General features: G+C 72.5%; 17 protein-coding genes. 12 read left to right on the forward strand and 5 right to left on the reverse strand.

Annotated elements, in window-relative coordinates; translation table 11 throughout:
- Nucleotides 1-42 precede the first annotated feature (42 nt).
- The 3 genes from AB0898_RS28650 to AB0898_RS28660 all read left to right on the forward strand — a co-directional run bounded on the left by AB0898_RS28650 (nucleotide 43) and on the right by AB0898_RS28660 (nucleotide 4,831).
- On the forward strand, nucleotides 43-1,257 hold the full coding sequence (locus tag AB0898_RS28650; protein WP_366805922.1) for an acetyl-CoA C-acetyltransferase: 1,215 nt from the start codon (nucleotides 43-45) through the stop codon (nucleotides 1,255-1,257).
- A gap of 59 nt (nucleotides 1,258-1,316) precedes the next feature.
- Nucleotides 1,317-3,491, forward strand: coding sequence for a 3-hydroxyacyl-CoA dehydrogenase NAD-binding domain-containing protein (locus tag AB0898_RS28655; RefSeq protein ID WP_366805923.1), 2,175 nt, complete (start codon nucleotides 1,317-1,319; stop codon nucleotides 3,489-3,491).
- 116 nt (nucleotides 3,492-3,607) lie between these two features.
- Nucleotides 3,608-4,831 (forward strand): hypothetical protein, encoded by a 1,224-nt coding sequence (locus AB0898_RS28660; RefSeq protein WP_366805924.1) that lies wholly within the window; start codon nucleotides 3,608-3,610, stop codon nucleotides 4,829-4,831.
- 263 nt (nucleotides 4,832-5,094) lie between these two features.
- Here AB0898_RS28660 and AB0898_RS28665 read toward each other — a convergent pair whose 3' ends face one another.
- Complete coding sequence (locus AB0898_RS28665) at nucleotides 5,095-5,820, reverse strand: MerR family transcriptional regulator (RefSeq protein WP_366805926.1); 726 nt, start codon at nucleotides 5,818-5,820, stop codon at nucleotides 5,095-5,097.
- A 210-nt stretch (nucleotides 5,821-6,030) separates the two neighbouring features.
- Between AB0898_RS28665 and AB0898_RS28670 the strand changes: the two genes are divergently transcribed.
- The 4 genes from AB0898_RS28670 (at nucleotide 6,031) to AB0898_RS28685 (ending at nucleotide 9,418) form a co-directional block, all read left to right on the forward strand.
- Complete coding sequence (locus tag AB0898_RS28670) at nucleotides 6,031-7,500, forward strand: amino acid permease (protein WP_366805927.1); 1,470 nt, start codon at nucleotides 6,031-6,033, stop codon at nucleotides 7,498-7,500.
- Nucleotides 7,501-7,576: 76 nt separating this feature from the next.
- Entirely contained in the window at nucleotides 7,577-8,095 is a 519-nt protein-coding gene (locus AB0898_RS28675) for a macro domain-containing protein (RefSeq protein WP_366805928.1), read from the forward strand.
- Nucleotides 8,092-8,982 (forward strand): adenosine kinase, encoded by an 891-nt coding sequence (locus AB0898_RS28680; protein WP_366805929.1) that lies wholly within the window; start codon nucleotides 8,092-8,094, stop codon nucleotides 8,980-8,982. Before AB0898_RS28675 ends, AB0898_RS28680 begins: the two co-directional genes overlap by 4 nt.
- 43 nt (nucleotides 8,983-9,025) lie before the next feature.
- Entirely contained in the window at nucleotides 9,026-9,418 is a 393-nt protein-coding gene (locus AB0898_RS28685; protein WP_366805930.1) for a hypothetical protein, read from the forward strand.
- Nucleotides 9,419-9,479: 61 nt separating this feature from the next.
- Here the strand turns inward: AB0898_RS28685 and AB0898_RS28690 are convergent, their stop codons facing one another.
- Nucleotides 9,480-10,970 carry a M1 family metallopeptidase gene (locus tag AB0898_RS28690; RefSeq protein WP_366805931.1) on the reverse strand — a complete coding sequence of 497 codons (1,491 nt, stop codon included), beginning with the start codon at nucleotides 10,968-10,970 and terminating at the stop codon, nucleotides 9,480-9,482.
- 216 nt (nucleotides 10,971-11,186) lie between these two features.
- On the opposite strand from AB0898_RS28690, the gene AB0898_RS28695 reads away from it, so the two are divergent.
- Nucleotides 11,187-13,184 (forward strand): Xaa-Pro dipeptidyl-peptidase, encoded by a 1,998-nt coding sequence (locus tag AB0898_RS28695; protein ID WP_366805932.1) that lies wholly within the window; start codon nucleotides 11,187-11,189, stop codon nucleotides 13,182-13,184.
- Here the strand turns inward: AB0898_RS28695 and AB0898_RS28700 are convergent.
- On the reverse strand, nucleotides 13,121-13,972 hold the full coding sequence (locus AB0898_RS28700; RefSeq protein WP_366805933.1) for an MOSC domain-containing protein: 852 nt from the start codon (nucleotides 13,970-13,972) through the stop codon (nucleotides 13,121-13,123). The two genes, AB0898_RS28695 and AB0898_RS28700, sit on opposite strands and share 64 nt — an antisense overlap.
- Nucleotides 13,973-13,983: 11 nt before the next feature.
- On the reverse strand, nucleotides 13,984-14,862 hold the full coding sequence (locus AB0898_RS28705) for a winged helix-turn-helix transcriptional regulator (protein WP_366805934.1): 879 nt from the start codon (nucleotides 14,860-14,862) through the stop codon (nucleotides 13,984-13,986).
- Nucleotides 14,863-14,992: 130 nt separating this feature from the next.
- On the opposite strand from AB0898_RS28705, the gene AB0898_RS28710 reads away from it, so the two are divergent.
- From AB0898_RS28710 to AB0898_RS28725, 4 genes are all read left to right on the forward strand, one after another.
- The gene (locus AB0898_RS28710) at nucleotides 14,993-15,661 is read left to right on the forward strand and encodes an O-methyltransferase (protein ID WP_366805935.1); all 669 of its coding nucleotides are present in this window, start codon (nucleotides 14,993-14,995) and stop codon (nucleotides 15,659-15,661) included.
- Nucleotides 15,662-15,720: 59 nt separating this feature from the next.
- Entirely contained in the window at nucleotides 15,721-16,548 is an 828-nt protein-coding gene (locus AB0898_RS28715) for an MOSC N-terminal beta barrel domain-containing protein (protein WP_366805936.1), read from the forward strand.
- A 174-nt stretch (nucleotides 16,549-16,722) separates the two neighbouring features.
- The gene (locus AB0898_RS28720; protein ID WP_366805937.1) at nucleotides 16,723-17,751 is read left to right on the forward strand and encodes an oxidoreductase; all 1,029 of its coding nucleotides are present in this window, start codon (nucleotides 16,723-16,725) and stop codon (nucleotides 17,749-17,751) included.
- A 46-nt stretch (nucleotides 17,752-17,797) separates the two neighbouring features.
- Complete coding sequence (locus AB0898_RS28725) at nucleotides 17,798-19,438, forward strand: ABC-F family ATP-binding cassette domain-containing protein (protein WP_366805938.1); 1,641 nt, start codon at nucleotides 17,798-17,800, stop codon at nucleotides 19,436-19,438.
- A gap of 69 nt (nucleotides 19,439-19,507) precedes the next feature.
- Here AB0898_RS28725 and AB0898_RS28730 read toward each other — a convergent pair whose 3' ends face one another.
- Nucleotides 19,508-21,931, reverse strand: a complete 2,424-nt coding sequence (locus AB0898_RS28730; RefSeq protein WP_366805939.1) for a Tex family protein — start codon at nucleotides 21,929-21,931, stop codon at nucleotides 19,508-19,510.
- Nucleotides 21,932-22,022: the final 91 nt, after the last annotated feature.

Consider the following 22,022-nt stretch of genomic DNA (forward strand, 5'->3'; position numbering starts at 1 on the left):
CACCCCGCCCGGCCACCGGCCACCCACCCGAAAGGCACCCCAGTGAGCAGCGAAGCGTACGTGTACGACGCGATCCGCACCCCGCGCGGCCGCGGCAAGGCGAACGGCGCCCTGCACGGCACCAAGCCCGTCGACCTCGTCACCGGCCTCATCCGCGAACTGCGGGGCCGCTACCAGGGCCTGGACCCGGCCGCCATCGACGACATCGTGCTCGGCGTCGTCGGCCCGGTCGGCGACCAGGGCTCGGACATCGCCCGGATCGCCGCCGTCGCCGCAGGGCTGCCGGACACCGTGGCGGGCGTCCAGGAGAACCGCTTCTGTGCCTCGGGTCTGGAGGCCGTCAACATGGCCGCCGCCAAGATCCGCTCCGGCTGGGAGGACCTGGTGCTCGCGGGCGGCGTCGAGTCGATGTCCCGGGTGCCGATGGCCTCGGACGGCGGCGCCTGGTTCAACGACCCGATGACCAACCTGGCCACCAACTTCGTGCCCCAGGGCATCGGCGCCGACCTCATCGCCACCATCGAGGGCTTCTCCCGCCGCGACGTGGACGAGTACGCGGCGCTGTCCCAGGAGCGCGCCGCCACCGCGATCAAGGAGGGCCGCTTCGAGCGCTCCCTCGTCCCGGTGAAGGACCGCGCGGGCCTGACCGTCCTCGACCACGACGAGCACCCCCGCCCCGGCACCACCGCCGACTCCCTCGCGAAGCTCAAGCCGTCCTTCGCGGACATCGGCGAACTCGGCGGCTTCGACGCGGTCGCGCTGCAGAAGTACCACTGGGTGGAGAAGATCGACCACGTCCACCACGCGGGCAACTCCTCCGGCATCGTGGACGGCGCCTCCCTGGTCGCCATCGGCTCGCGCGAGGTGGGGGAGCGCTACGGCCTCACCCCGCGCGCCCGGATCGTCTCCGCCGCCGTCTCCGGCTCCGAGCCCACCATCATGCTCACCGGTCCCGCCCCCGCGACCCGCAAGGCGCTCGCCAAGGCCGGCCTGACCATCGACGACATCGACCTGGTCGAGATCAACGAGGCGTTCGCCGCCGTCGTGCTCCGCTTCGTCAAGGACATGGGCCTGTCCCTGGACAAGGTCAACGTCAACGGCGGCGCCATCGCGCTCGGCCACCCCCTCGGCGCCACCGGCGCGATGATCCTCGGCACCCTCGTGGACGAACTGGAGCGCCAGGACAAGCGCTACGGCCTGGCCACCCTGTGCGTCGGCGGCGGCATGGGCATCGCCACGATCGTCGAGCGCGTCTGAACTCCCGGCGGAATCAGCGGAATCAGCGGCACCAAGAGACTTCTACGGAGACGACTGTCATGACCGAGAGCACCACCATCCGCTGGGAACAGGACGACACCGGTGTCGTCACCCTCGTCCTCGACGACCCCGGCCAGTCCGCGAACACCATGAACCAGGCGTTCCGCGACTCCCTCGCGGCGGTCACCGACCGCCTGGAGGCCGAGAAGGACTCCGTCCGGGGCGTCATCTTCACCTCGGCCAAGAAGACCTTCTTCGCGGGCGGCGACCTGCGCGACCTGATCCGGGTCACCCCCGAGACCGCCCAGGACCTCTTCGACGGCGGCCTCGCCATCAAGCGGAACCTGCGCCGCATCGAGACCCTGGGCATCCCGGTCGTCGCCGCGATCAACGGCGCGGCCCTCGGCGGCGGCTTCGAGATCGCCCTCGCCTGCCACCACCGGATCGCCCTGGACGCCCCCGGCTCCCGCATCGGCTGCCCCGAGGTCACCCTCGGCCTGCTGCCCGGCGGCGGCGGTGTGGCCCGTACGGTACGGCTGCTCGGCATCACCGACGCGCTGCTGAAGGTGCTGCTCCAGGGCACCCAGTACAACCCGCGCCGCGCGCTGGACAACGGCCTCGTGCACGAGGTGGCCGAGACGCCGGAGGAGCTGATCGCGAAGGCCCGCGCCTTCATCGACGCCCACCCGGAGTCCGGGCAGCCCTGGGACCAGCCCGGTTACCGCATCCCCGGCGGCACCCCGGCCAACCCCAAGTTCGCCGCCAACCTGCCCGCCTTCCCGGCCTCCCTGCGCAAGCAGACCAACGGCGCCCCCTACCCGGCCCCGCGCAACATCCTCGCGGCCGCCGTCGAGGGCGCCCAGGTCGACTTCGAGACGGCCCAGGTCATCGAGGCGCGCTACTTCGTGGAGCTGGCCGCCGGGCAGACCGCCAAGAACATGATCCAGGCGTTCTTCTTCGACCTCCAGGCCGTCAACTCCGGCGCCAACCGCCCCAAGGGCATCGAGCCCCGCAAGGTCCGGAAGGTCGCCGTCCTCGGCGCGGGCATGATGGGCGCGGGCATCGCCTACTCGTGCGCGCGCGCCGGCATCGAGGTCGTGCTCAAGGACGTCGCCCTGGAGGCGGCCGTCAAGGGCAAGGGCTACTCCGAGAAGCTGTGCGCCAAGGCCGTCGCCAAGGGCCGTACCAGCCAGGAGAAGGCCGACGCCCTGCTGGCCCGCATCACCCCGACCGCCGACGTGGCCGACCTCGCCGGCTGCGACGCGGTGATCGAGGCCGTCTTCGAGGACACCGCGCTCAAGCACAAGGTGTTCCAGGAGATCCAGTCCGTCGTCGCGCCGGACGCGCTGCTGTGCTCCAACACCTCCACGCTCCCCATCACCGCGCTGGCCGAAGGCGTCGAGCGGCAGGGCGACTTCATCGGGCTGCACTTCTTCTCGCCGGTCGACAAGATGCCGCTCGTCGAGATCATCAAGGGCGAGCGCACCGGCGACGAGACCCTGGCCCGCGCCTTCGACCTGGTCCGGCAGATCAACAAGACCCCGATCGTCGTCAACGACTCGCGCGGCTTCTTCACCTCCCGGGTGATCGGCCACTTCATCAACGAGGGCGTCGCGATGGTCGGCGAGGGCATCGAGCCGGCCTCCGTGGAGCAGGCGGCGGCCCAGGCGGGCTACCCGGCCAAGGTCCTCTCCCTGATGGACGAGCTGACCCTGACCCTCCCGCGCAAGATCCGCGCCGAGACCCGCCGTGCCGTCGAGGAGGCGGGCGGCACCTGGACCCCGCACCCCGCCGACGAGGTCGTGGACCGCCTGGTCGACGAGTTCCACCGCCCCGGCCGCAGCGGCGGCGCCGGCTTCTACGACTACGAGGACGGCAAGCGCGCGGGCCTCTGGCCGGGCCTGCGCGAGCACTTCACCAAGCCGGGGTACGAGATCCCGTTCCGCGACATGCAGGAGCGGATGCTGTTCTCGGAGGCCCTGGACACCGTCCGCCTGCTGGAGGAAGGCGTCCTGACCTCCGTCGCCGACGCCAACATCGGCTCGATCCTCGGCATCGGCTTCCCCGGCTGGACGGGCGGTGTCCTCCAGTACATCAACGGCTACGAGGGCGGCCTGCCCGGATTCGTGGCCCGGGCACGGGAGTTGGCGGAGCGCTACGGCGACCGCTTCGACCCGCCCGCGCTGCTGGTGGAGAAGGCGGAGCGGGGCGAGGTGTTCACGGACGCGCGCTGACGCATCGTCAGATGGGGGCGCCCCGGGCCGGATTCGTCCGCCGGGGGCGCCCTTTCTATCCTTGGTGACCGTTCGCGGCGGCCGCCGCGCACGGAACCGACGGGGGAGAGCCGAGAATGGGTGCGGGCTGGCGCCGACTGGTGCTGACGACGGCTGTGGGCGGCATCGGACTGAGCCTGTACGCGGGCTTGCTGACCGTCGAGGACGTACGCGACCGGGCCGCGAGCGAGCGTGACATCGCCGCAGCCTGCGACCACCTGGTGTCGGGGGCGCAAGTGATGGACCTGCAGGGCGGCATGGTCCGGGCGGAATCCGACGACTGGGACAAGCGCCGGCTCGACATACGGCGGCTGCCCGGCACCTGCACCGTCTACAAGAAGACGGACGGCCCGCACAAATCCACCGAGCTGTTCCGGCTGGCCGTGCGGAGCGGCGACGACCCCGAGCCGGTGAACGGCGTCGGCGACCAGAGCTCCGTCCCCTTCTCCCTGTTCGACGACCACCTCCGTCCGAAGGCCGACGCCACCGCGGTCGCCGCCCGGGACCCGGAGGACTGGCCGCTGGGCGACGGCACGCTGGGCTCGTACACGGACTTCCGCACGACGATCCGTGCCGAGTGCGGCCCCGGCAGCGACACCGGGGCGCCGGGGCTGCTGAAGGTCACCGCCGTCGCCCTGTACCCGAAGGTCCCCGGCGAGGACCGCCGGCGCCTGGCGTCCCTCGCGCACGCGGCGATGCGGCAGCTCACCCACCGGACCGGCTGCCACACGCGGCTGCCGGCCCTGCCCGCCCGGCTGGCCCCCGTCCCCACCAGGCTGCGCCCGGCCGCCTCGGCCGGCGGATCCTGCCGCTGGGCCGCACGGCTGGTGAAGAAGGAGAACCGGCTCCCCGACCGTGCCCTGGCCACCCCGGTCCGCGACACGAACCCCGTCGAGAGCTGCCTGCTGGCGGTCGGCCCCGACCGGGTCCGGGCCGTCGCCCCCGGCCTGGACGGCGCTCAGCGCGACTACGCCGAGGCCACGCGCGCGGCCGCACCCTGGTGGCTGCGCACGGTCTCCTACTTCGGCGCCGAGGCGGAGTCCGTGAACCTCCGCACCCTCACCGACGACACGAAACTCAAGCCCGGCACGGCCGGCGGCGAGGAAGGCACCTGGTGGGCCTCCTCCCTCTGCCACGGCGAACCCGCCCTCCACACCCTCGCCACCGCCTCCCCCTACGACCGCGTCCTCGGCCCCGAGGCGATCAACTCCATGTTCCGCGCCTACGTCGACGACATCACGGCCCGCCGGGGGTGCGCCCACGTCACGTACCCCACGGCGAAGGACTTCCGGAAGAGGTGACGGGACCGGCCCGGTGAAGGGAGCTGTCGTCGGCGGGGAGTCGTGGGGCAGGGAGTCCCGGACGCTCCGTGAACGGGCCGGGCGCACGGTGCCGGGAATCCGGAACACGGGGTCCTACCTGGCCTCCCAGGTCGGCGACGTCTCACACCGGGAGGTGCGGGAGGGCGAGCTGTGGTCCAAGCCCACCTGGGCCGACGCCCAGAGCACCCGTGAGGGAACGGCGGCGCCCAGCTGCCGTGGGTCGACCCGGCACCGCCCGTCCCCTAGTCCCCGTCCTCCGCGGCCCCGGAAGCCCCCGCCTCTCCCAGCCACTGCCGCACCTCGCGCTTCAGCGACCGCTGGAACGTGGTCAGCAGCGCCTGCACCACCAGGGGCTGCATGTGGGCGGACAGGGAGCGGACGTCGCGGGCGTCCCGTTCCGTCACCGCGCCGCGGAGCAGGTCGGAGAGTTCACGGGCGGCGGCGCGGGAGTGGTCGAGGAGGGCGGTGCGGGCGGCGAGGATGACCTCCTGGGAGAGGGGGACGTCCAGGAGGCGTACACCGAGACGCAGGAGCCCGGCGTCCACGCGCCAGCCGTCGCCCTCCGGGGCGAGGACGTCCATCGCGGCGAGGCGGTGCAGGTCGTCCTCGTCCAGCGGGCGCCCGGCCCGGCGCTCCAGGTCCGCGTGCGAGAGCGTCTCCACCGCCTCGGGCGCCCAGGAGGAGACCACCGCGCGGTGCACGGCGAGGTCCTGGTCGGAGAGGTCGGCCGGGAGCCGCTCCAGATACCGTTCGATCCCGGCCAGCGTCAGCCCCTGGAGCTGGAGTTCCTCGATCAGCGCGAGGCGGGCCAGGTGCGCGCGGCCGTACCGGCCCACCCGGCGCGGGCCTATCACCGGGGGCGGCAGCAGACCCCGCGTGCCGTAGAAGCGGACCGTGCGCACGCTGACGCCGGACCGCGCGGCCAGCTCGTCGATGGTGAGCGCGGGTTCCTCGGCCTCGGTCGTCATGCGCAGCAGTATCGCCGCCGTACCGGTGCGGTGAAAGCCGGGGAGGATGTGTGAGAAGTACCGCTCTGTGACGTGGACCACCGCATTACGGGTGATCTCTCTGGGAAGCTGCTCCCTTGGTCTGAACCGCGACACACCGAGGCGGGGTGGGCCGAATTGTCAGGACCCCGGGCCCTCGTGGTCCGGGCGCACCAGAGAGTGGAACGACCCGTGAGCAAGGAAGCCGTGGAATCGGCACCGGCCGCCGTACAGGCGGCCCAGGCGTCCCAGACGCCCGCGGACGCGGGCGACGCCGGATACAGCAAGGACCTCAAGGCCCGTCACGTCAACATGATCGCCATCGGCGGTGCCATCGGCACCGGCCTGTTCCTGGGCGCCGGCGGCCGTCTGCACAACGCGGGCCCCGCGCTCGCGATCGCCTATCTGGTCTGCGGCGTGTTCGCCTTCTTCGTCGTGCGTGCGCTCGGCGAGCTGGTCCTGTACCGCCCCTCCTCGGGCTCCTTCGTGTCGTACGCGCGCGAGTTCCTCGGGGAGAAGGGCGCCTACGTCGCCGGCTGGATGTACTTCCTGAACTGGTCGACCACCGGCATCGCGGACATCACCGCGATCGCGCTCTACACGCACTACTGGAGCATGTTCACGCCGATCCCGCAGTGGGTGCTGGCGCTGATCGCCCTCGCGGTGGTGCTCTCCGTGAACCTGATCTCGGTGAAGATCTTCGGCGAGATGGAGTTCTGGTTCGCGATCATCAAGGTGGCGACCCTCGTCAGCTTCATGTTCGTCGGCATCTTCCTGCTGGCCACCCGGCACGACGTGGGCGGCCACCAGCCCGGCCTGAGCGTCGTCACCGACCACGGCGGCATCTTCCCGCACGGCATGATGCCCGTCGTCCTGGTCATGCAGGGCGTGATCTTCGCGTACGCCGCGCTGGAGCTGGTCGGCGTCGCCGCCGGTGAGACCGAGCAGCCCGAGAAGGTCGTCCCGCGCGCGGTGAACTCGATCATGTGGCGCGTGGGCCTGTTCTACGTCGGCTCGGTCGTGCTGCTCGCGCTGCTGCTGCCCGGCTCGGTGTACTCCGCCGACCAGAGCCCGTTCGTCACCGTGCTGTCCAAGATCGGCATCCCGGCGGCCGGCGACGTGATGAACCTGGTCGTGCTGACCGCCGCCATGTCCTCGCTGAACTCCGGTCTGTACTCCACCGGCCGCATCCTGCGCTCCATGGCGGCCGCCGGCTCCGCGCCGAAGTTCACCGCCCGCATGAACCGCAGCCAGGTCCCCTACGGCGGCATCCTGCTGACGTGCGCGGTCTGCGTGCTCGGCGTCGGCCTGAACTACCTCGTGCCCAGCCAGGCCTTCGAGATCGTGCTGAACGTGGCCTCGCTCGGCATCATCAGCACCTGGGTCATCATCATGGTGTGCCACATGATCTTCGTCCGCCGCGCCCGCGCGGGCCAGGTCACCCGGCCGCACTTCCAGCTGAAGTTCAGCCCGGTCACCGAGATCGCCACCATCGTCTTCCTGCTGGTCTGCCTCGGCATGATGTGGAACGACCCGGATGTGGGCCGCAAGACCCTGCTGCTCATCCCGGTCATCGCGGTGCTGCTGGTCGCGGGCTGGTACGGGGTGCGGGGGCGGGTCGCCCGCAACGCGGCCAAGGAGCCGGTGGAACTGTCGAAGTAGCGGTTCCCGGGACTGCCTGCATCCCGTGAAATGGCAGGTCGGCGGCGTTGTCAGTGGCCGCCGCTACGGTGGCGTCATGTCGGAGATCGTTTCGGGGGTCCTTTCGGGGATCGCCTACGTCCGGGGTGACGCCACCGAGCCGTGTGCGGACGGCACACGGGTGATCGCCCACGTCTGCAACGACGCCGGCGGCTGGGGGAGAGGCTTCGTCGCCGCCCTCTCCGGGCGCTGGCCGGAGCCCGAGGCGTCCTACCGCGTCTGGTACCGCGACCGCGCGGGCAACGACTTCGGCCTGGGCGCCGTCCGGCTCGTGCCCGTCGCCCCGGACCTGTGGGTGGCCAACATGATCGGCCAGCACGGCATGAGAAGACCCGGCAGAACCGCCCCGGCCCCGGTCCGCTACGACGCGATCGACACCGCCCTGGACCGTCTCGCCGGCCAAGTGATCCAACGCGGCGCCTCCGTGCACATGCCTCGCATAGGCTGCGGCCTGGCGGGCGGGAGCTGGCCGCGCGTGGAGCCGCTGATCACCGAGCGGCTGGTGCGGCGGGGCGTCGCGGTGACGGTGTACGACCACGGGGAGGGCGGGCCATGACCGCGCGGGACGGGATCGACGTACTGGTGCTCGGCGGCGCCGGAGTGGACACCATCGTGCCGGTGCCCGAGCTGCCGCTGCCCTATGCCGACAGCTACATGATCGACTCGGGCATCCGCACCCGGGCCGGACAGACCGGCGACTTCGTCGCCCTGGGGCTCGCCGCCCTCGGCCTGCGCGTCCACCACCTCGACCTGCTCGGCGACGACCCCGAGGGCGCCCTCGTCCGCGCCCTGCACGCCGCACACGGCATCGCCCTGACCGCGCTCGACCAGCCCGCCGGTACGAGACGCGCGGTCAACCTGGTCGGCCCGGACGGCCGCCGCCTCTCCCTCTACGACACGAGCCGCGCCCGCCCGGACGACCGCTTCCCGCCGGACGTCCTGCGCCCCCTGGCCGAGGCGAGCCGCCACGTCCACGTCACCATCACCCAGCCCTGCGCCGGGGCGCTGCCCCTGCTGGCGGACACCGGCGTCCCGCTCTCCACCGACCTCCACGACTGGGACGGCGAGAACCCGTACCACGAGCCCTTCGCCCTCGCCGCCGACCTCGTCTTCCTCTCCGCCGCCGCCCTCGCCGACCCCGAGTCCACGATGCGCCGCATCATGGCGCGCGGCCGCGCCCGCACCGTCGTCGCCACGGCGGGCGCCAAGGGCGCGTACCTCCTGACCGGCGGCGAGCTGACCCACATACCCCCGGCCGTCCCACCCGCCCCGGTGACGGACTCCAACGGCGCCGGGGACGCCTTCGCCGCCGCCTATCTCTACGGCCACCTCGACGGCGAACCGCCGGAGCGCTGCGCCCGCTACGGCGCGATCGCGGGGGCGTACGCGTGCACGATCCCGGCGGACCGGGCGGAGGCGATCGGCCGGGACGCGCTGCGCTAGATTCCTCGTCGGTCTGCAAGTCCTACAGTCTGAGGAATCCAACGTGTCCCTGTCAGCGGCCCCGGGCGGCCCGAACGCCTCCCACACCCCCGAGCAGATACGACGTAACCGCCTGATCTTCCTCGCGGTGCTGGTCGTCCTCGCCGGCCTGGTGGCGTTCGTCTCCCTGGGTCCGTACGACAAGAAGGACCAGTCCGCCACGCTCAAGGCCGGTGACTGCTTCCAGAACGTCGGCACGGCCAAGAACGCGAAGGCCGAGAAGCTCGACTGCACCGACCCGCACGCCGACTACAAGGTCCTCAAGAGGGAGAAGGACGCGGTCGTCGACACCTTCGCGTGCTCCGGCGTGCCGGGCACGACCGGCTCGCTCACCCAGGTGGCGAAGGACTCGTTCGTGGTCTGCTTCAAGAAGAACGACCAGAAGGGCGACAAGTAGCCGCGGGGTATGGCCGGGCGGCGGGCCGGTCCGTGGCCGGGCCCGCCGGACGGCGCCGGGCTCAGTGCCCGTGGACGTCGTTCGTCGCCTCGATCTTCTTCCAGGACTTCGGCGGGGACACCTGCGCGGCGCCGCGGGCCAGGGACGCTCCCGTCGCGGGCGCGGCCGGCTTCGACGGCTCGAACAGCCAGGTGTCGAAGAGCGACGCCAGTGGCTTGCCCGAGATCTCCTCCGCGTAGCGCCGGAAGTCGGAGACCGAGGCGTTGCCGTAGGCGTGGGACTTCGGCCAGCCCTTGAGGATCGTGAAGAAGGCGTCGTCGCCGACGGCGTGCCGCAGGGCCTCGATCGCGAGCGCGCCCCGGTCGTAGACGGCGAGGTCGAACTGACCGTCCGCCCCGGGGTCGCCCGGCTTCACCGTCCAGAACGGGTCGTCCGCCGGGTGGGAGGCGTAGACGTAGTCGGCGAGTTCACGGGTGGTGCCCTCGCCCTCGTGCTCGGACCACAGCCACTGGGCGTACCGGGCGAAGCCCTCGTTGATCCAGATGTCCTTCCAGCCCTTGAGTGAGACGTCGTCGCCGTACCACTGGTGGGCCAGCTCGTGCACGACCACCGAGGTGTTGGAGCCGGCCGCGAACTGCTTCGGGCTGTAGTAGACGCGGGTCTGCGTCTCCAGCGCGTAGCCGGTGGTGGTGTTGGGGACGTAGCCGCCCGCCGAGGAGAAGGGGTACGGGCCGAAGTAGCCGCTCAGCCAGTCCACCAGCTCGCCGGTGCGCTCCACGCTGGCGCGGGCGGCGCCGTCGTTGTCGCCGAGGTCCTTGCTGTAGGCGTTGATCACCGGCACCCCGCCCTCGGAGGTGGAGGTGGTGATGTCGAAGCGGCCGAGGGCCAGCGTGGCCAGATAGGTCGCCTGCGGCTTGTCCTGGCGCCAGCTGTAGCGGGTCCAGCCCAGCTTCGAACTGGTCGACGTCAGCGCGCCGTTGGAGATCGCCTGGGTGCCGTCCGGGACGGCCACCGAGACGTCGTAGGTCGCCTTGTCGCTCGGGTGGTCGTTGCTCGGGAACCACCACCACGCCGACTCGGGCTCGTCGGCCGCCACCGCGCCGTCGGGCGTGCGGTGCCAGGTGGTGAAGCCGTACGCGCTCTTCGTGGACGGCACCCCGGAGTAGCGGACCACGACGGTGACCTGCGTCCCCTTCGGCAGCGGGGTCTTCGGCGTGACGACCAGCTCGTGTTCGCCGGAGGAGGCGAAGGCGGCCTTGACGCCGTTGACCCGCACCTCGCTCACGTCGAGCAGGAAGTCCAGGTCGAAGCTGGAGAGGTCCTGGGTGGTCTTCGCCAGGATGGTCGCGGTGCCCTCCAGCTCGTCCGTCTTCGGCTGGTACTGCAGGCGGAGGTCGTAGTGCGCGACGTCGTAGCCGCCGTTGCCGTAGGACGGGTAGTAGGGGTCACCGATGCCCGGCGCGCCCGGCGTGAAGGTCGCGGCCGACGCCGGGACCGCCAGCAGGAGGGAGGCCGCGGCCAGCGCGCCGGGCGCGATGATTCTGCGGTGCACGTCAGCTCCAAGTCGTCGGTACGGAAAGTCTGTTCGGAGCCTATTGAGTCCCTGTGGCCCGGCGGGTGTCCACGGCCGCTCCTGTCACACGATCGCCATTCGGCCGACACGCCGCCCCCGCCCGACCCGTCACACCGCGCCCACCCGGGTGGACACGCCACTCCCGCCCCGAAGCGCCCTCTTCTGCACGGCAGTTGACCGGAGTACCGTCCGCCCATGCCGATTCGCACGCTGTGGAGAACGCTCGCGATCCTGGCCGTCGGAGCCCTGACGGCCGTCTTCCTCGTACCGTCCGCCGCCCAGGCGGCACCCCGCGAGAGCAGGCCCGTCTACTCGTACGCGCACGCCGTCCGCGAGTCGGTGTGGGTGGACACCGGTCTGGACGAGGACGGCGACGGCCGCACCGACCGCGTCGCCGCCGACATCGTCCGCCCCTCCGAACCCGCCCGCGAGGGCCGCAAGGTGCCCGTCATCATGGACGCCAGCCCCTACTACTCCTGCTGCGGCCGGGGCAACGAGAGCCAGCTCAAGACGTATGACGCGCAAGGTCACGTCGTGCAGATGCCGCTCTTCTACGACAACTACTTCGTGCCGCGCGGCTACGCCGTCGTCGGCGTCGACCTCGCCGGCACCAACCGCAGCGACGGCTGCGTGGACGTCGGCGGCCGCTCCGACATCCGCTCCGCCAAGGCTGTCGTCGACTGGCTCGGCGGCCGGGCCCGCGCCTACACCAGCCGCACCGGCGGCACACCGGTGAAGGCGAGCTGGACCAACGGCGCGACGGGCATGATCGGCAAGAGCTGGGACGCCACCATCGCCAACGGCGTCGCCGCCACCGGGGTGAAGAACCTCAAGACCATCGTGCCGATCAGCGGCATCTCCTCCTGGTACGACTACTACTTCGCCCAGGGCGCCCAGCTCTACGACGGCGGCCCCGACGAGCTGGCCGGGTACGTCGAGAGCGACTCCGCCCAGGCCCACTGCGCGGCGGTACAGAAGAAGCTCGCGGACGGCAGCCCCGCCAGTGGCGACTGGACCGGGCTGTGGACCGAGCGGGACTACGTCAAGGACGCGGCCAAGGTCCGTGCCAGCGTCTTCCTGGTGCACGGCATGCAGGACCTCAACGTCCGCACCAAGCACTTCGGACAGTGGTGGGACGCGCTCGCGAAGCACGGCGTCGAGCGCAAGATCTGGCTCTCCCAGACCGGCCACGTCGACCCCTTCGACTACCGGCGCGGCGCCTGGGTCGACACCCTGCACCGCTGGTTCGACCACGAACTCCTCGGCTACGCCAACGGCATCGACCGCGCGCCCATGGCCGACATCGAGCGCCACCCCGACCAGTGGGTCACCTCCGCCGTCTGGCCCCCGCGCGACACCCGGACCACCACCCTGTACCCGGCCCGGGGCACCACCCCCGGCGTCGGCACCCTGGGTGTCCGCCGGGCCACCGGCACCGAGCGGTTCACCGACGACCCCGGCCGCAGCGAGACCGACTGGGCGGCCGACCTCACGAAGTCCACGCCCGACAAGGCAGCCTTCGTCACCCCGGTACTCACCGGACCGCTGCGGATCTCCGGCTCCTCGCACGTCACCGTGACCGCCACCCCGAGCACCGCCTCCGCCCATCTGTCCGCCGTCCTGGTCGACCTCGGCCCGGACACCATCCGCGACTACGCCGACGGCGCCGAGGGGATCACCACCCTCACCGACCGCACCTGCTGGGGCGAGAGCACGGCCGGGGACAGCGCCTGCTTCAAGGCCACGGCGGCCAGGACGGCGCACGTGGACGCCACCGTCGTCAGCCGGGGCTGGGCCGACCTCGGCCACCACGCCTCGCTCGCCAAGGGCACCCCGCTCGTCCCCGGCCGCGCCTACACGATGACCCTCGACCTGGCCGCCACCGACCACGTCGTCCCGAAGGGCCACCGGCTGGCCCTGGTCGTCGCGGGCACCGACAAGGACCTCATCGAACCGCCCTCCACCCGCCCCACCCTCACGCTCGACCTCGCCCGCACCAGGGCCCGACTCCCGCTGGACGGCGGCCCCAAGGCCTTCGCCCGGGCCACCGCAGGAGCACCCGCCGCGCATGCGACCGCACCCGCCGCACGCACCCTCACCGTCGTCGGCACCCCGGAGTGCGCGACCGGTCACGGCGACAGGTGCACCTCGTCGCCCCGCCGGACCGTGCCCGGTTCGAGCACGTCCAGGTAGACACCGACGCACGACAGACGGCCCAAGTCGAAGACCGGCACCCGGTGTTCGCGGGCCACGGTACGCATGACGCCCGGGTCGGCCGGAAGGCCGGCCTGGGCCAGCGTGGGCACCACACAGCGCGGGGTGGGCACGGTGACGCGGAACAGGGCGTCACCGACGCGGAGTTGACCTCCGAGCCAGCCGTCCTCGGGGAAGCCGGGGGCGCCCGGGGTGTCCACGACCAGGTTCGGCCGGAAACGGCGCGCGTCGAAGTCCCCGGCGGGGTAAGCCGATTGCAGCCGCGCCAGGGACGCCGTGGTGACCAGATGCACCCTGCCGTAGTCGAAGAACGTCCCCGGCGCGACCCGCCCGGACGTGATCGCCGCACCGGTGGCGTCCGTACGGGCCGTATCGCGGAGTACGTCCGGAAGCCCGCCCTCGTACTCGGGCACCGCACGCTCCAGCGCGCCCCCGCCCCGCGCCGGATCGTCCGACACGAAGACCTCGCGGCCGAGCAGCTTGGACAGCCGGGCATTCAACTCCGGGTCGCCCAGGGTGAGTTCCGTGCCGTCCGGCAGTGCGACCGTCACGACGTCGGACAGTGTCGCCCGGCAGGTCAGCAACGGACCCCACTTGCGCGGGTGTTTGGCGGACCCGACCGCCCCCGACCCGACCGCCCCCGACGCGTCCAGCACCGCCGCCACCCGGTCCCCGTACAGCCCCCGCGCGGTGACCGCGACGCCGGTCAGGGACTCGCCGAGCATGGACTTCACCGGGTAGCGGTACACCGCGCGCACCGTCGCCATGGCCGGGATCATCACCGGCACGCGGCCGCGAGGTCGAGACTGCGGGAGACGGCGGCGGGGATGTCCGTGACGGGGAACAGGGCGTGCCGTACGACCCGTTCGGCGTCCACGACGAGGACGAGCCGCTTGACGCGCAGGTCCTGACCCGCGCGGAACGTCGGCAGCCGCAGCGCGGCGGTCAGTTGGAGCCGGTCGTCGGACAGCAGCGGGAAGGGCAGCTCCTCGGCGCGGGCGAACGCGGCCTGTTCCACCGGGGTCTGGGTGCTCACCCCGCGCACCGCGACTCCCGCCTTCGCGAACTCCGGCCAGGCCGCGCGGAACTGGCGGTTCTCCAGCGTGCAGCCCGCGCTGCCGGGCACGGCCGAGGGCGCCGGTTCGACGGGGAGCCCGGGTATGCCGGTGGCCGGGTAGGCGAACAGGACGGTCGCGCGGGCGGTGGGGGAGACCGGGTCGTGGGCGGCGCCGTCCGTCCCCGGCAGGAGCAGGCCGGCGGGGACGCGCTCACCGACGAGGGCCGCGACCCGCCGCGCCTCCGCGCCGTCGTCGGGTGCCTGCCCGGTGAGCGTGCCGTCGCCGAGGAGCCAGCGGTCCGCCCAGTCCTGGAGCGACACCAGGACGGGCAGCAGCCCGCGCCCCTGCTCGGTCAGCACGTACTCGTGGCGCGGCGGGCGGTCCTGGTAGCGGCGGCGCTCCAGCACACCGTGGTCGGTCAGCGCGCGCAGCCGCTCCGCGAGGACCTTGCGGGACACGCCCAGCTCCTCCGCGAGCCGGTCGAAGCGCACATGGCCGCGCGCGATCTCCCGCAGCACCAGCAGGCTCCACCAGTCGCCCACCACCGCGGCCGCCTGTGCGATGCCGCAGGCGTCGTCCGCCTCGCGCCGCGGCCTCATCGTCGTGGCCCCATCGTCGTAACCTCCCCAGACTCCCCAGGAACGCGCCGCCGGAAGCCGTTGACAGGCCGCCGTGCGCCCATAGTAGGTTCCTTTTCGGAACCTGGTCGGTATCGAAAGGGAACCTACAGTGTCGCAGCACCTCTGGAACGCCGTGGACGACTATTTCAACGGCCTGCTGGTCGAGGAGGACGCCGCGCTGCGGGGCGCGGCCGAGGAGAGCGAGGCGGCCGGGCTGCCGCCCCATCAGGTCGCCCCGAACCAGGGCAAGCTGCTGCATCTGCTGGCCCGTATCCAGGGCGCCCGCTCGGTCCTGGAGATCGGCACCCTCGGCGGCTACAGCACCATCTGGCTGGCCCGCGCGCTGCCCGAGGGCGGCCGGCTCATCACCCTGGAGGCCGACCCGCACCACGCCGCGGTCGCCGCCGCCAACATAGCGGCCGCCGAGGTCGGCCACCTGGTGGACCTGCGCGTCGGCAAGGCCGTCGACACCCTGCCGGTGCTCGCGGACGAGGGCGTGGCCCCCTTCGACCTCGTCTTCATCGACGCCGACAAGCCGTCCAACCCCGAATATCTGCGCTGGGCGCTCCGGCTCACCCGGCCCGGCAGCGTCATCATCGGCGACAATGTCGTACGGGACGGCGCGGTGACGGATCCGGCGAGCGCCGACCCCCGCGTGCAGGGAGTCCGCAGCTTCACCGAACTCATCGCGGAACACCCGCGGTTGACCGCGACCACGCTCCAGACCGTCGGGGCGAAGGGGTACGACGGGTTCACCCTGGCGCTCGTCACCGAGTAGCCGGGCAACCGTCCGCCGCAGACCATCAGTCGTCCCCCACCGAGCAGCCCGAGGCGCACATGGCCACCGTCACCCACCTGACGTACTACCCCGTCAAGGGCTGCGCCGGAGTCCCCGTGGCGGAAGCCCGGCTGACGCCCGCCGGACTCGCGCACGACCGCAGCTTCATGGTCGTCAGCGAGGAGGGCGTCTTCCGCACACAGCGGCGTGATCCCCAACTGGCGCTCATCCAGCCCGGGATCAGCCCCGCCGGCGATCAACTCACCCTGCGCGCCCCCGGCCACGGCACCGTGCGCCTCTCCGTGGACACCTCCGGCGCCGCCCGCCCGGTCGACCTCTTCGGCACCGCCTACCGGGGCATCGACCAGGGTGACACGGCGGCCGGCTGGCTGTCCCGGGTGCTCGGCACGCCCAGCAGGCTGGTCCGGGTGCCGCCCGACCACCACCGGGTGACCGACGGCCGGACCCCGGGCACCTCCGGCTACGCCGACAGTTGCCCCCTGCACATCGTCTCCCGCGCCACCCTGGACGAGCTGAACCGCAGGCTCACGGCACGCGGCGCAAACCCGCTGCCGATGAGCCGCTTCCGCCCCAACGTCGTCATCGACGGCTGGGACGAGCCCCACACCGAGGACCGCGTCCTCCTCCTCGGCCTCGGCGCGGCCGAACTCGGCTACGCCAAGCTCGCCATCCGCTGCGCCGTCACCATGGTCGACCAGGACACCGGCGCGAGATCGGGCCCCGAACCGCTGCGCACCCTCGCCGGATACCGCCGCGCGACGGAGGGCGGAGTCGCCTTCGGCGCGAAGTTCGCCGTCCTGCGCCCGGGCAAGGTGTCCGTGGGGGACGAAGCGGTCGTCGGCCGGTGGGGCGAGTCGGAACTGTAGGCCGCCCACCGGCCGGCCGGGCCGTCCAGCGCCGTATAACGGCGTACACCCTCGACCGCGCGTACGACCGTTGCCCCGTGCGGACCAAGGGAAATCCGGCCACCGTGCGACGGGCACCGCACGACCGCGCTCCCGGCCGGCTCCCGGTCCCGCCGGCGCCGGGATACTCGCAGCATGTCTGCCGCTTACGCGACCTTCGGCCTGGTACCGGCGTTCCGCGCGGGCGGCGTGCTGCCCGACGGCGGCTATCAGATCCACCGCGACTTCACGGACTTCGCCGTGGACGGGCAGCCCCTGCTGCTCCGGTTCCCCGACCTCGACGCGGTGACCCCGCTCGCCTCCGACCTGCCGCCCGAGGTGCTCGCCGCGCAGGTGCGGGGGCTGCTCCTGGAAGGCGAACCCCCGCTGCCCGGTGGCCGGTTCGTGGTGTACGGCTGCCCCGAGTGCGCGGATCTGGCGTGCGGCGCGCTGACCGCCGTCGTGGAACGGGACGGGGGCGACGTCGTCTGGCGCGACTTCGCCTGGCAGGACGGCGAGCACACCGAACCGGTGCGCGACGGCTACGGCGGCACCGGACCGTTCCGCTTCCCCGCGCCCGCCTACCGGACCGCCCTCACCGCCCTGCTCGACCGGCCCGACGCCGCGCCCGCGCCCCGCCCCCACGTACTGGTCATCGGCCCCCGCGCCGGGGTGCCCGCCCGCCTCGCCGCCGCCCTGCGCGGCACCGGCATCGGCGCCGACGTCACCCCGGAGGTGGACGACGTACCGGCGGAGGAGCTGCGCCGCTACGACGCCGTGCTGTACGCCCCCGGGGTCCCCGAGCCCCGACGGGCCGCCGTACGCGAGGTGTTCACGCGGGCCGGGGTCGGCACCGCCCACGTGGACGCCCTCGCGCCCATCGTCCCGCTCCTCGTCGCCCAGACCGAGCAGGCGCTCGACCACGACCCGCACCGCCCGCGCCGGATCACCGCCCTGAGCGCCGACCGCCACACCGCCGTACTCGACGTGGCCACCGCCTCCCGCGTCCGGCTCCTCGCCTACCGCCGCGACCGCCTCCACCGCGTCCACGTCCGCGAGCTCCTCGACGAGGTCCTCGCACCGGGCACCCACCACCTCCCGCTGGACCCGAGAGCGGTGCGCGGCAACGCCTACGTCGTGGCCCGTACGACGGGGACGGTCCTGACCGCACCGGCCGCCCCCTGACACATGGCGGCACCCCACCCCGCCGGACATTAAAATCGGCCCCCTGATGACTGCCACCCTCGTCGCCAAGAACCTCGCCGCCGGGCACGCCGACCGCTCCCTCTTCTCCGGACTCGACCTCGTCGTCGCGCCCGGGGACGTCATCGGACTGGTCGGGGCCAACGGCGCGGGCAAGTCCACGCTGCTCAAGCTCCTCGCCGGGCTCACCCCGCCCGAGGACGGAGAGCTGCGGCTCTCCCCGCCCACCGCCGCCGTCGGCTATCTGCCGCAGGAGCCCGAGCGCAGGCCGGGGGAGAGCGTGCGGGAGTTCCTGGGCCGCCGCACCGGCGTCGCCGAGGCGCAGCGGATCATGGACGAGGCCACCCAGGCGCTCGTGGACGGCGCGCCCGGCGCCGACGACGCCTACGCCACGAGCCTGGACCGCTGGCTGCACCTGGGCGGCGCCGACCTGGACGAACGCGCCGAGGAGGTCGCCGCCTCCCTCGGCCTCGCCGTGGACCTCGACCGGCCCATGACCTCCCTCTCCGGCGGCCAGGCGGCCCGCGCCGGACTCGCCTCGCTGCTGCTCTCCCGCTACGACATCTTCCTTCTGGACGAGCCCACCAACGACCTCGACCTCGACGGCCTGGAACGCCTGGAGCGCTTCGTCACCGGCCTGCGCGCGGGCACCGTCGTCGTCAGCCACGACCGCGAGTTCCTCACCCGCACGGTCACCAAGGTCCTCGAACTCGACCTCGCCCAGCGGCAGATCAACCTCTACGGCGGCGGCTACGCCGGCTACCTGGAGGAGCGCGAGGTCGCCCGCAGGCACGCCCGCGACGACTACGAGGAGTACGCCGACAAGCGCGCCGCCCTCCAGGACCGCGCCCAGACGCAGCGCTCCTGGATGGACAAGGGCGTCAAGAACGCCCGGCGCAAGGCCGGCAACGACAACGACAAGATCGGCCGCAAGTTCCGCAGCGAGGCCAGCGAGAAGCAGGCCGCCAAGGCCCGCCAGACCCAGCGGATGATCGAGCGCCTGGAGGTCGTCGACGAGCCCCGCAAGGAGTGGGAGCTGCGCATGGAGATCGCCTCCGCGCCCCGCTCGGGCGCGGTCGTCGCCGGCCTGCGCGACGCCGAGGTACGGCGCGACGGCTTCACCTTCGGACCGGTCACGCTCCAGATCGACTGGGCCGACCGCATCGCCGTCACCGGAGCCAACGGCGCGGGCAAGTCCACCCTGCTCGGCGCCCTCCTCGGCCGCGTCCCGCTGGACGCCGGGCACGCCACGCTCGGCTCCGGCGTCCTGGTCGGCGAGGTGGACCAGGCGCGCGGCCTCTTCCACGGCCCCGAGACCCTGCTCGACGCGTTCCAGGCGGCCGTGCCCGACACCGAACCGGCCGAGGTGCGCACCCTGCTCGCCAAGTTCGGCCTGAAGGCCGACCACGTGCTGCGCCCCGCCGCGACCCTCTCCCCGGGCGAACGCACCCGCGCCGCCCTCGCCCTCCTCCAGGGCCGGGGCGTCAACCTGCTCGTCCTCGACGAGCCGACCAACCACCTCGACCTACCCGCCATCGAGCAGCTGGAGTCGGCCCTCGACGCCTACGACGGCACGCTCCTCCTCGTCACCCACGACCGCCGCATGCTCGACGCGGTCAAGGTGAACCGGCGCCTGGAGGTCGCGGACGGCAAGGTGACGGAACGCTAGACCCCGCACGGCTCCGAGCGAGCCACGGTGCCGGGCGGCGCACCACACCCGCCCGGCACCCCATGCGGCTCAGCGGCGCCCGTCACCCGGGTTCAGCAGACCCGCGCGCCGCAGCGCGTCCGCCATCGCGCTGTTGGCGGGCGCGGGCGCCTGACGGCCGCCCCGGTCGCCACCGCGCCCCTGGCCCTGCCGGCCGCCCTGGCCCTGTCGGCCACCCTGGCTCTGGCCCTGCCGGCCGCCCTGACCCCGCCGCTGCTGCGGCGGCCGGGAACCGCCGCCCCGTCGGTCGTCGCCGTCCTGCCCCTGCGCCGCCGCCTCGTCGTCAAGACGCAGCGTCAGCGCGATCCGCTTGCGCGGGATGTCCACGTCCAGGACCTTCACCTTGACGATGTCACCCGGCTTGGCCACGTCACGCGGGTCCTTCACGAACGTCTTCGACATCGCGGACACGTGCACCAGACCGTCCTGGTGGACGCCGATGTCCACGAACGCGCCGAACGCGGCCACGTTCGTCACCACGCCCTCGAGGACCATCCCGGCGGACAGGTCGGAGATCTTCTCCACACCCTCCTTGAAGGTGGCCGTCTTGAAGGCCGGACGCGGGTCGCGGCCCGGCTTCTCCAGCTCCTTGAGGATGTCGGTGACCGTCGGCAGACCGAAGGTGTCGTCCACGAAGTCGGCCGGGCGCAGCGAGCGCAGCACCCCGGTGTTGCCGACCAGCGAGGCGACCTCCTGACCGGTGGTCTTCACCATCCGCCGCACCACCGGATACGCCTCCGGGTGCACGCTGGAGGAGTCCAGCGGGTCGTCACCGCCCCGGATGCGCAGGAAGCCCGCGCACTGCTCGTACGCCTTCGGGCCGAGCCGGGAGACCTTCTTCAGCTGGGCGCGGGAGGTGAAGGGGCCGTTGGCGTCGCGGTGCGCCACGATGTTCTCCGCGAGGGTGGCGGAGACGCCGGACACCCGCGAAAGCAGCGGCACGGACGCGGTGTTGACGTCCACACCGACGCCGTTCACACAGTCCTCGACCACTGCGTCCAGCGAGCGCGACAGCTTCACCTCGGACAGGTCGTGCTGGTACTGCCCGACCCCGATCGACTTCGGGTCGATCTTCACCAGCTCGGCCAGCGGGTCCTGGAGCCGGCGCGCGATGGAGACCGCGCCGCGCAGCGACACGTCCATGCCGGGCAGCTCGCGCGAGGCGTACTCCGACGCCGAGTACACCGACGCGCCCGCCTCCGACACCATCACCTTGGTGAGGTTCAACTCCGGGTGCCTGGCGATGAGTTCGGTGGCCAGCTTGTCGGTCTCGCGGGACGCGGTGCCGTTGCCGATCGCGACCAGGTCGACCGAGTGCTCCTTCGACAGACGGGCCAGCTTGGCGATCGCCTCGTCCCACTTGTTGGCCGGGACGTGCGGGTAGATCACGTCCGTGGCGACGGCCTTGCCGGTCGCGTCCACCACGGCCACCTTCACGCCCGTACGGAAACCGGGGTCCAGGCCCAGCGTCGAGCGGGTGCCGGCCGGGGCGGCGAGCAGCAGGTCGCGCAGGTTGGCGGCGAACACGTTCACCGCCTCGTCCTCGGCGGCCGTACGCAGCCGCAGCCTGAGGTCGATGCCGAGGTGCACGAGCACCCGGGTGCGCCAGGCCCAGCGGACCGTGTCCGTCAGCCACTTGTCGCCCGGACGGCCCCGGTCCGCGATGCCGAACCGGGTCGCGATGAAGCCCTCGTACGTCGACGGGCCCTCGACCGGCTCCTCCGGCTCCAGGACGAGGTCGAGGACCTCCTCCTTCTCGCCGCGCAGCATCGCGAGGACGCGGTGCGAGGGCAGCTCGGTGAACGGCTCGGTGAAGTCGAAGTAGTCGGCGAACTTGGCGCCCGCCTCCTCCTTGCCCTCGCGGACCTTGGCGGAGAGCCGCCCGCGCGTCCACATCCGCTCGCGCAGCTCACCGATCAGGTCGGCGTCCTCCGAGAACCGCTCGGTCAGGATCGCCCGCGCGCCGTCCAGCGCGGCCTGCGCGTCCGCGACGCCCTTGTCCGCGTCCACGAACGCGGCAGCGGCGGCGGCCGGATCGACCGACGGATCGGTCAGCAGCCCCTCGGCCAGCGGCTCCAGGCCCGCCTCGCGCGCGATCTGCGCCTTGGTGCGCCGCTTCGGCTTGTACGGCAGATAGACGTCCTCCAGGCGCGCCTTGGTCTCGGCGCCCCGGATGCGGGCCTCCAGCTCCTCGGTGAGCTTGCCCTGCTCGCGCACCGAATCGAGGATCGCGGCCCGCCGGTCCTCCAGCTCCCGCAGATAGCGCAGCCGTTCCTCGACCGCGCGCAGCTGCGCGTCGTCGAGCATCTCGGTCGCTTCCTTGCGGTAGCGGGCGATGAAGGGCACGGTCGAACCGCCGTCGAGCAGCTCCACCGCGGCCTTCACCTGCCGCTCCCGTACGCCGAGTTCCCCGGCGATCCTGCCTTCGATGGACGCTGTGAGGGGTGTCGTCACGATCCCGTACCGCCTTCTCCACTGAGGTTGCGCGGCAATTGTGGCAGGTGACACCGACATCCGGACGGCAGGGCGCTCCGGCGGCCCGTCG

Source organism: Streptomyces sp. NPDC005435 (genome assembly GCF_040703155.1).
In the GTDB taxonomy this organism is placed as follows: domain Bacteria; phylum Actinomycetota; class Actinomycetes; order Streptomycetales; family Streptomycetaceae; genus Streptomyces.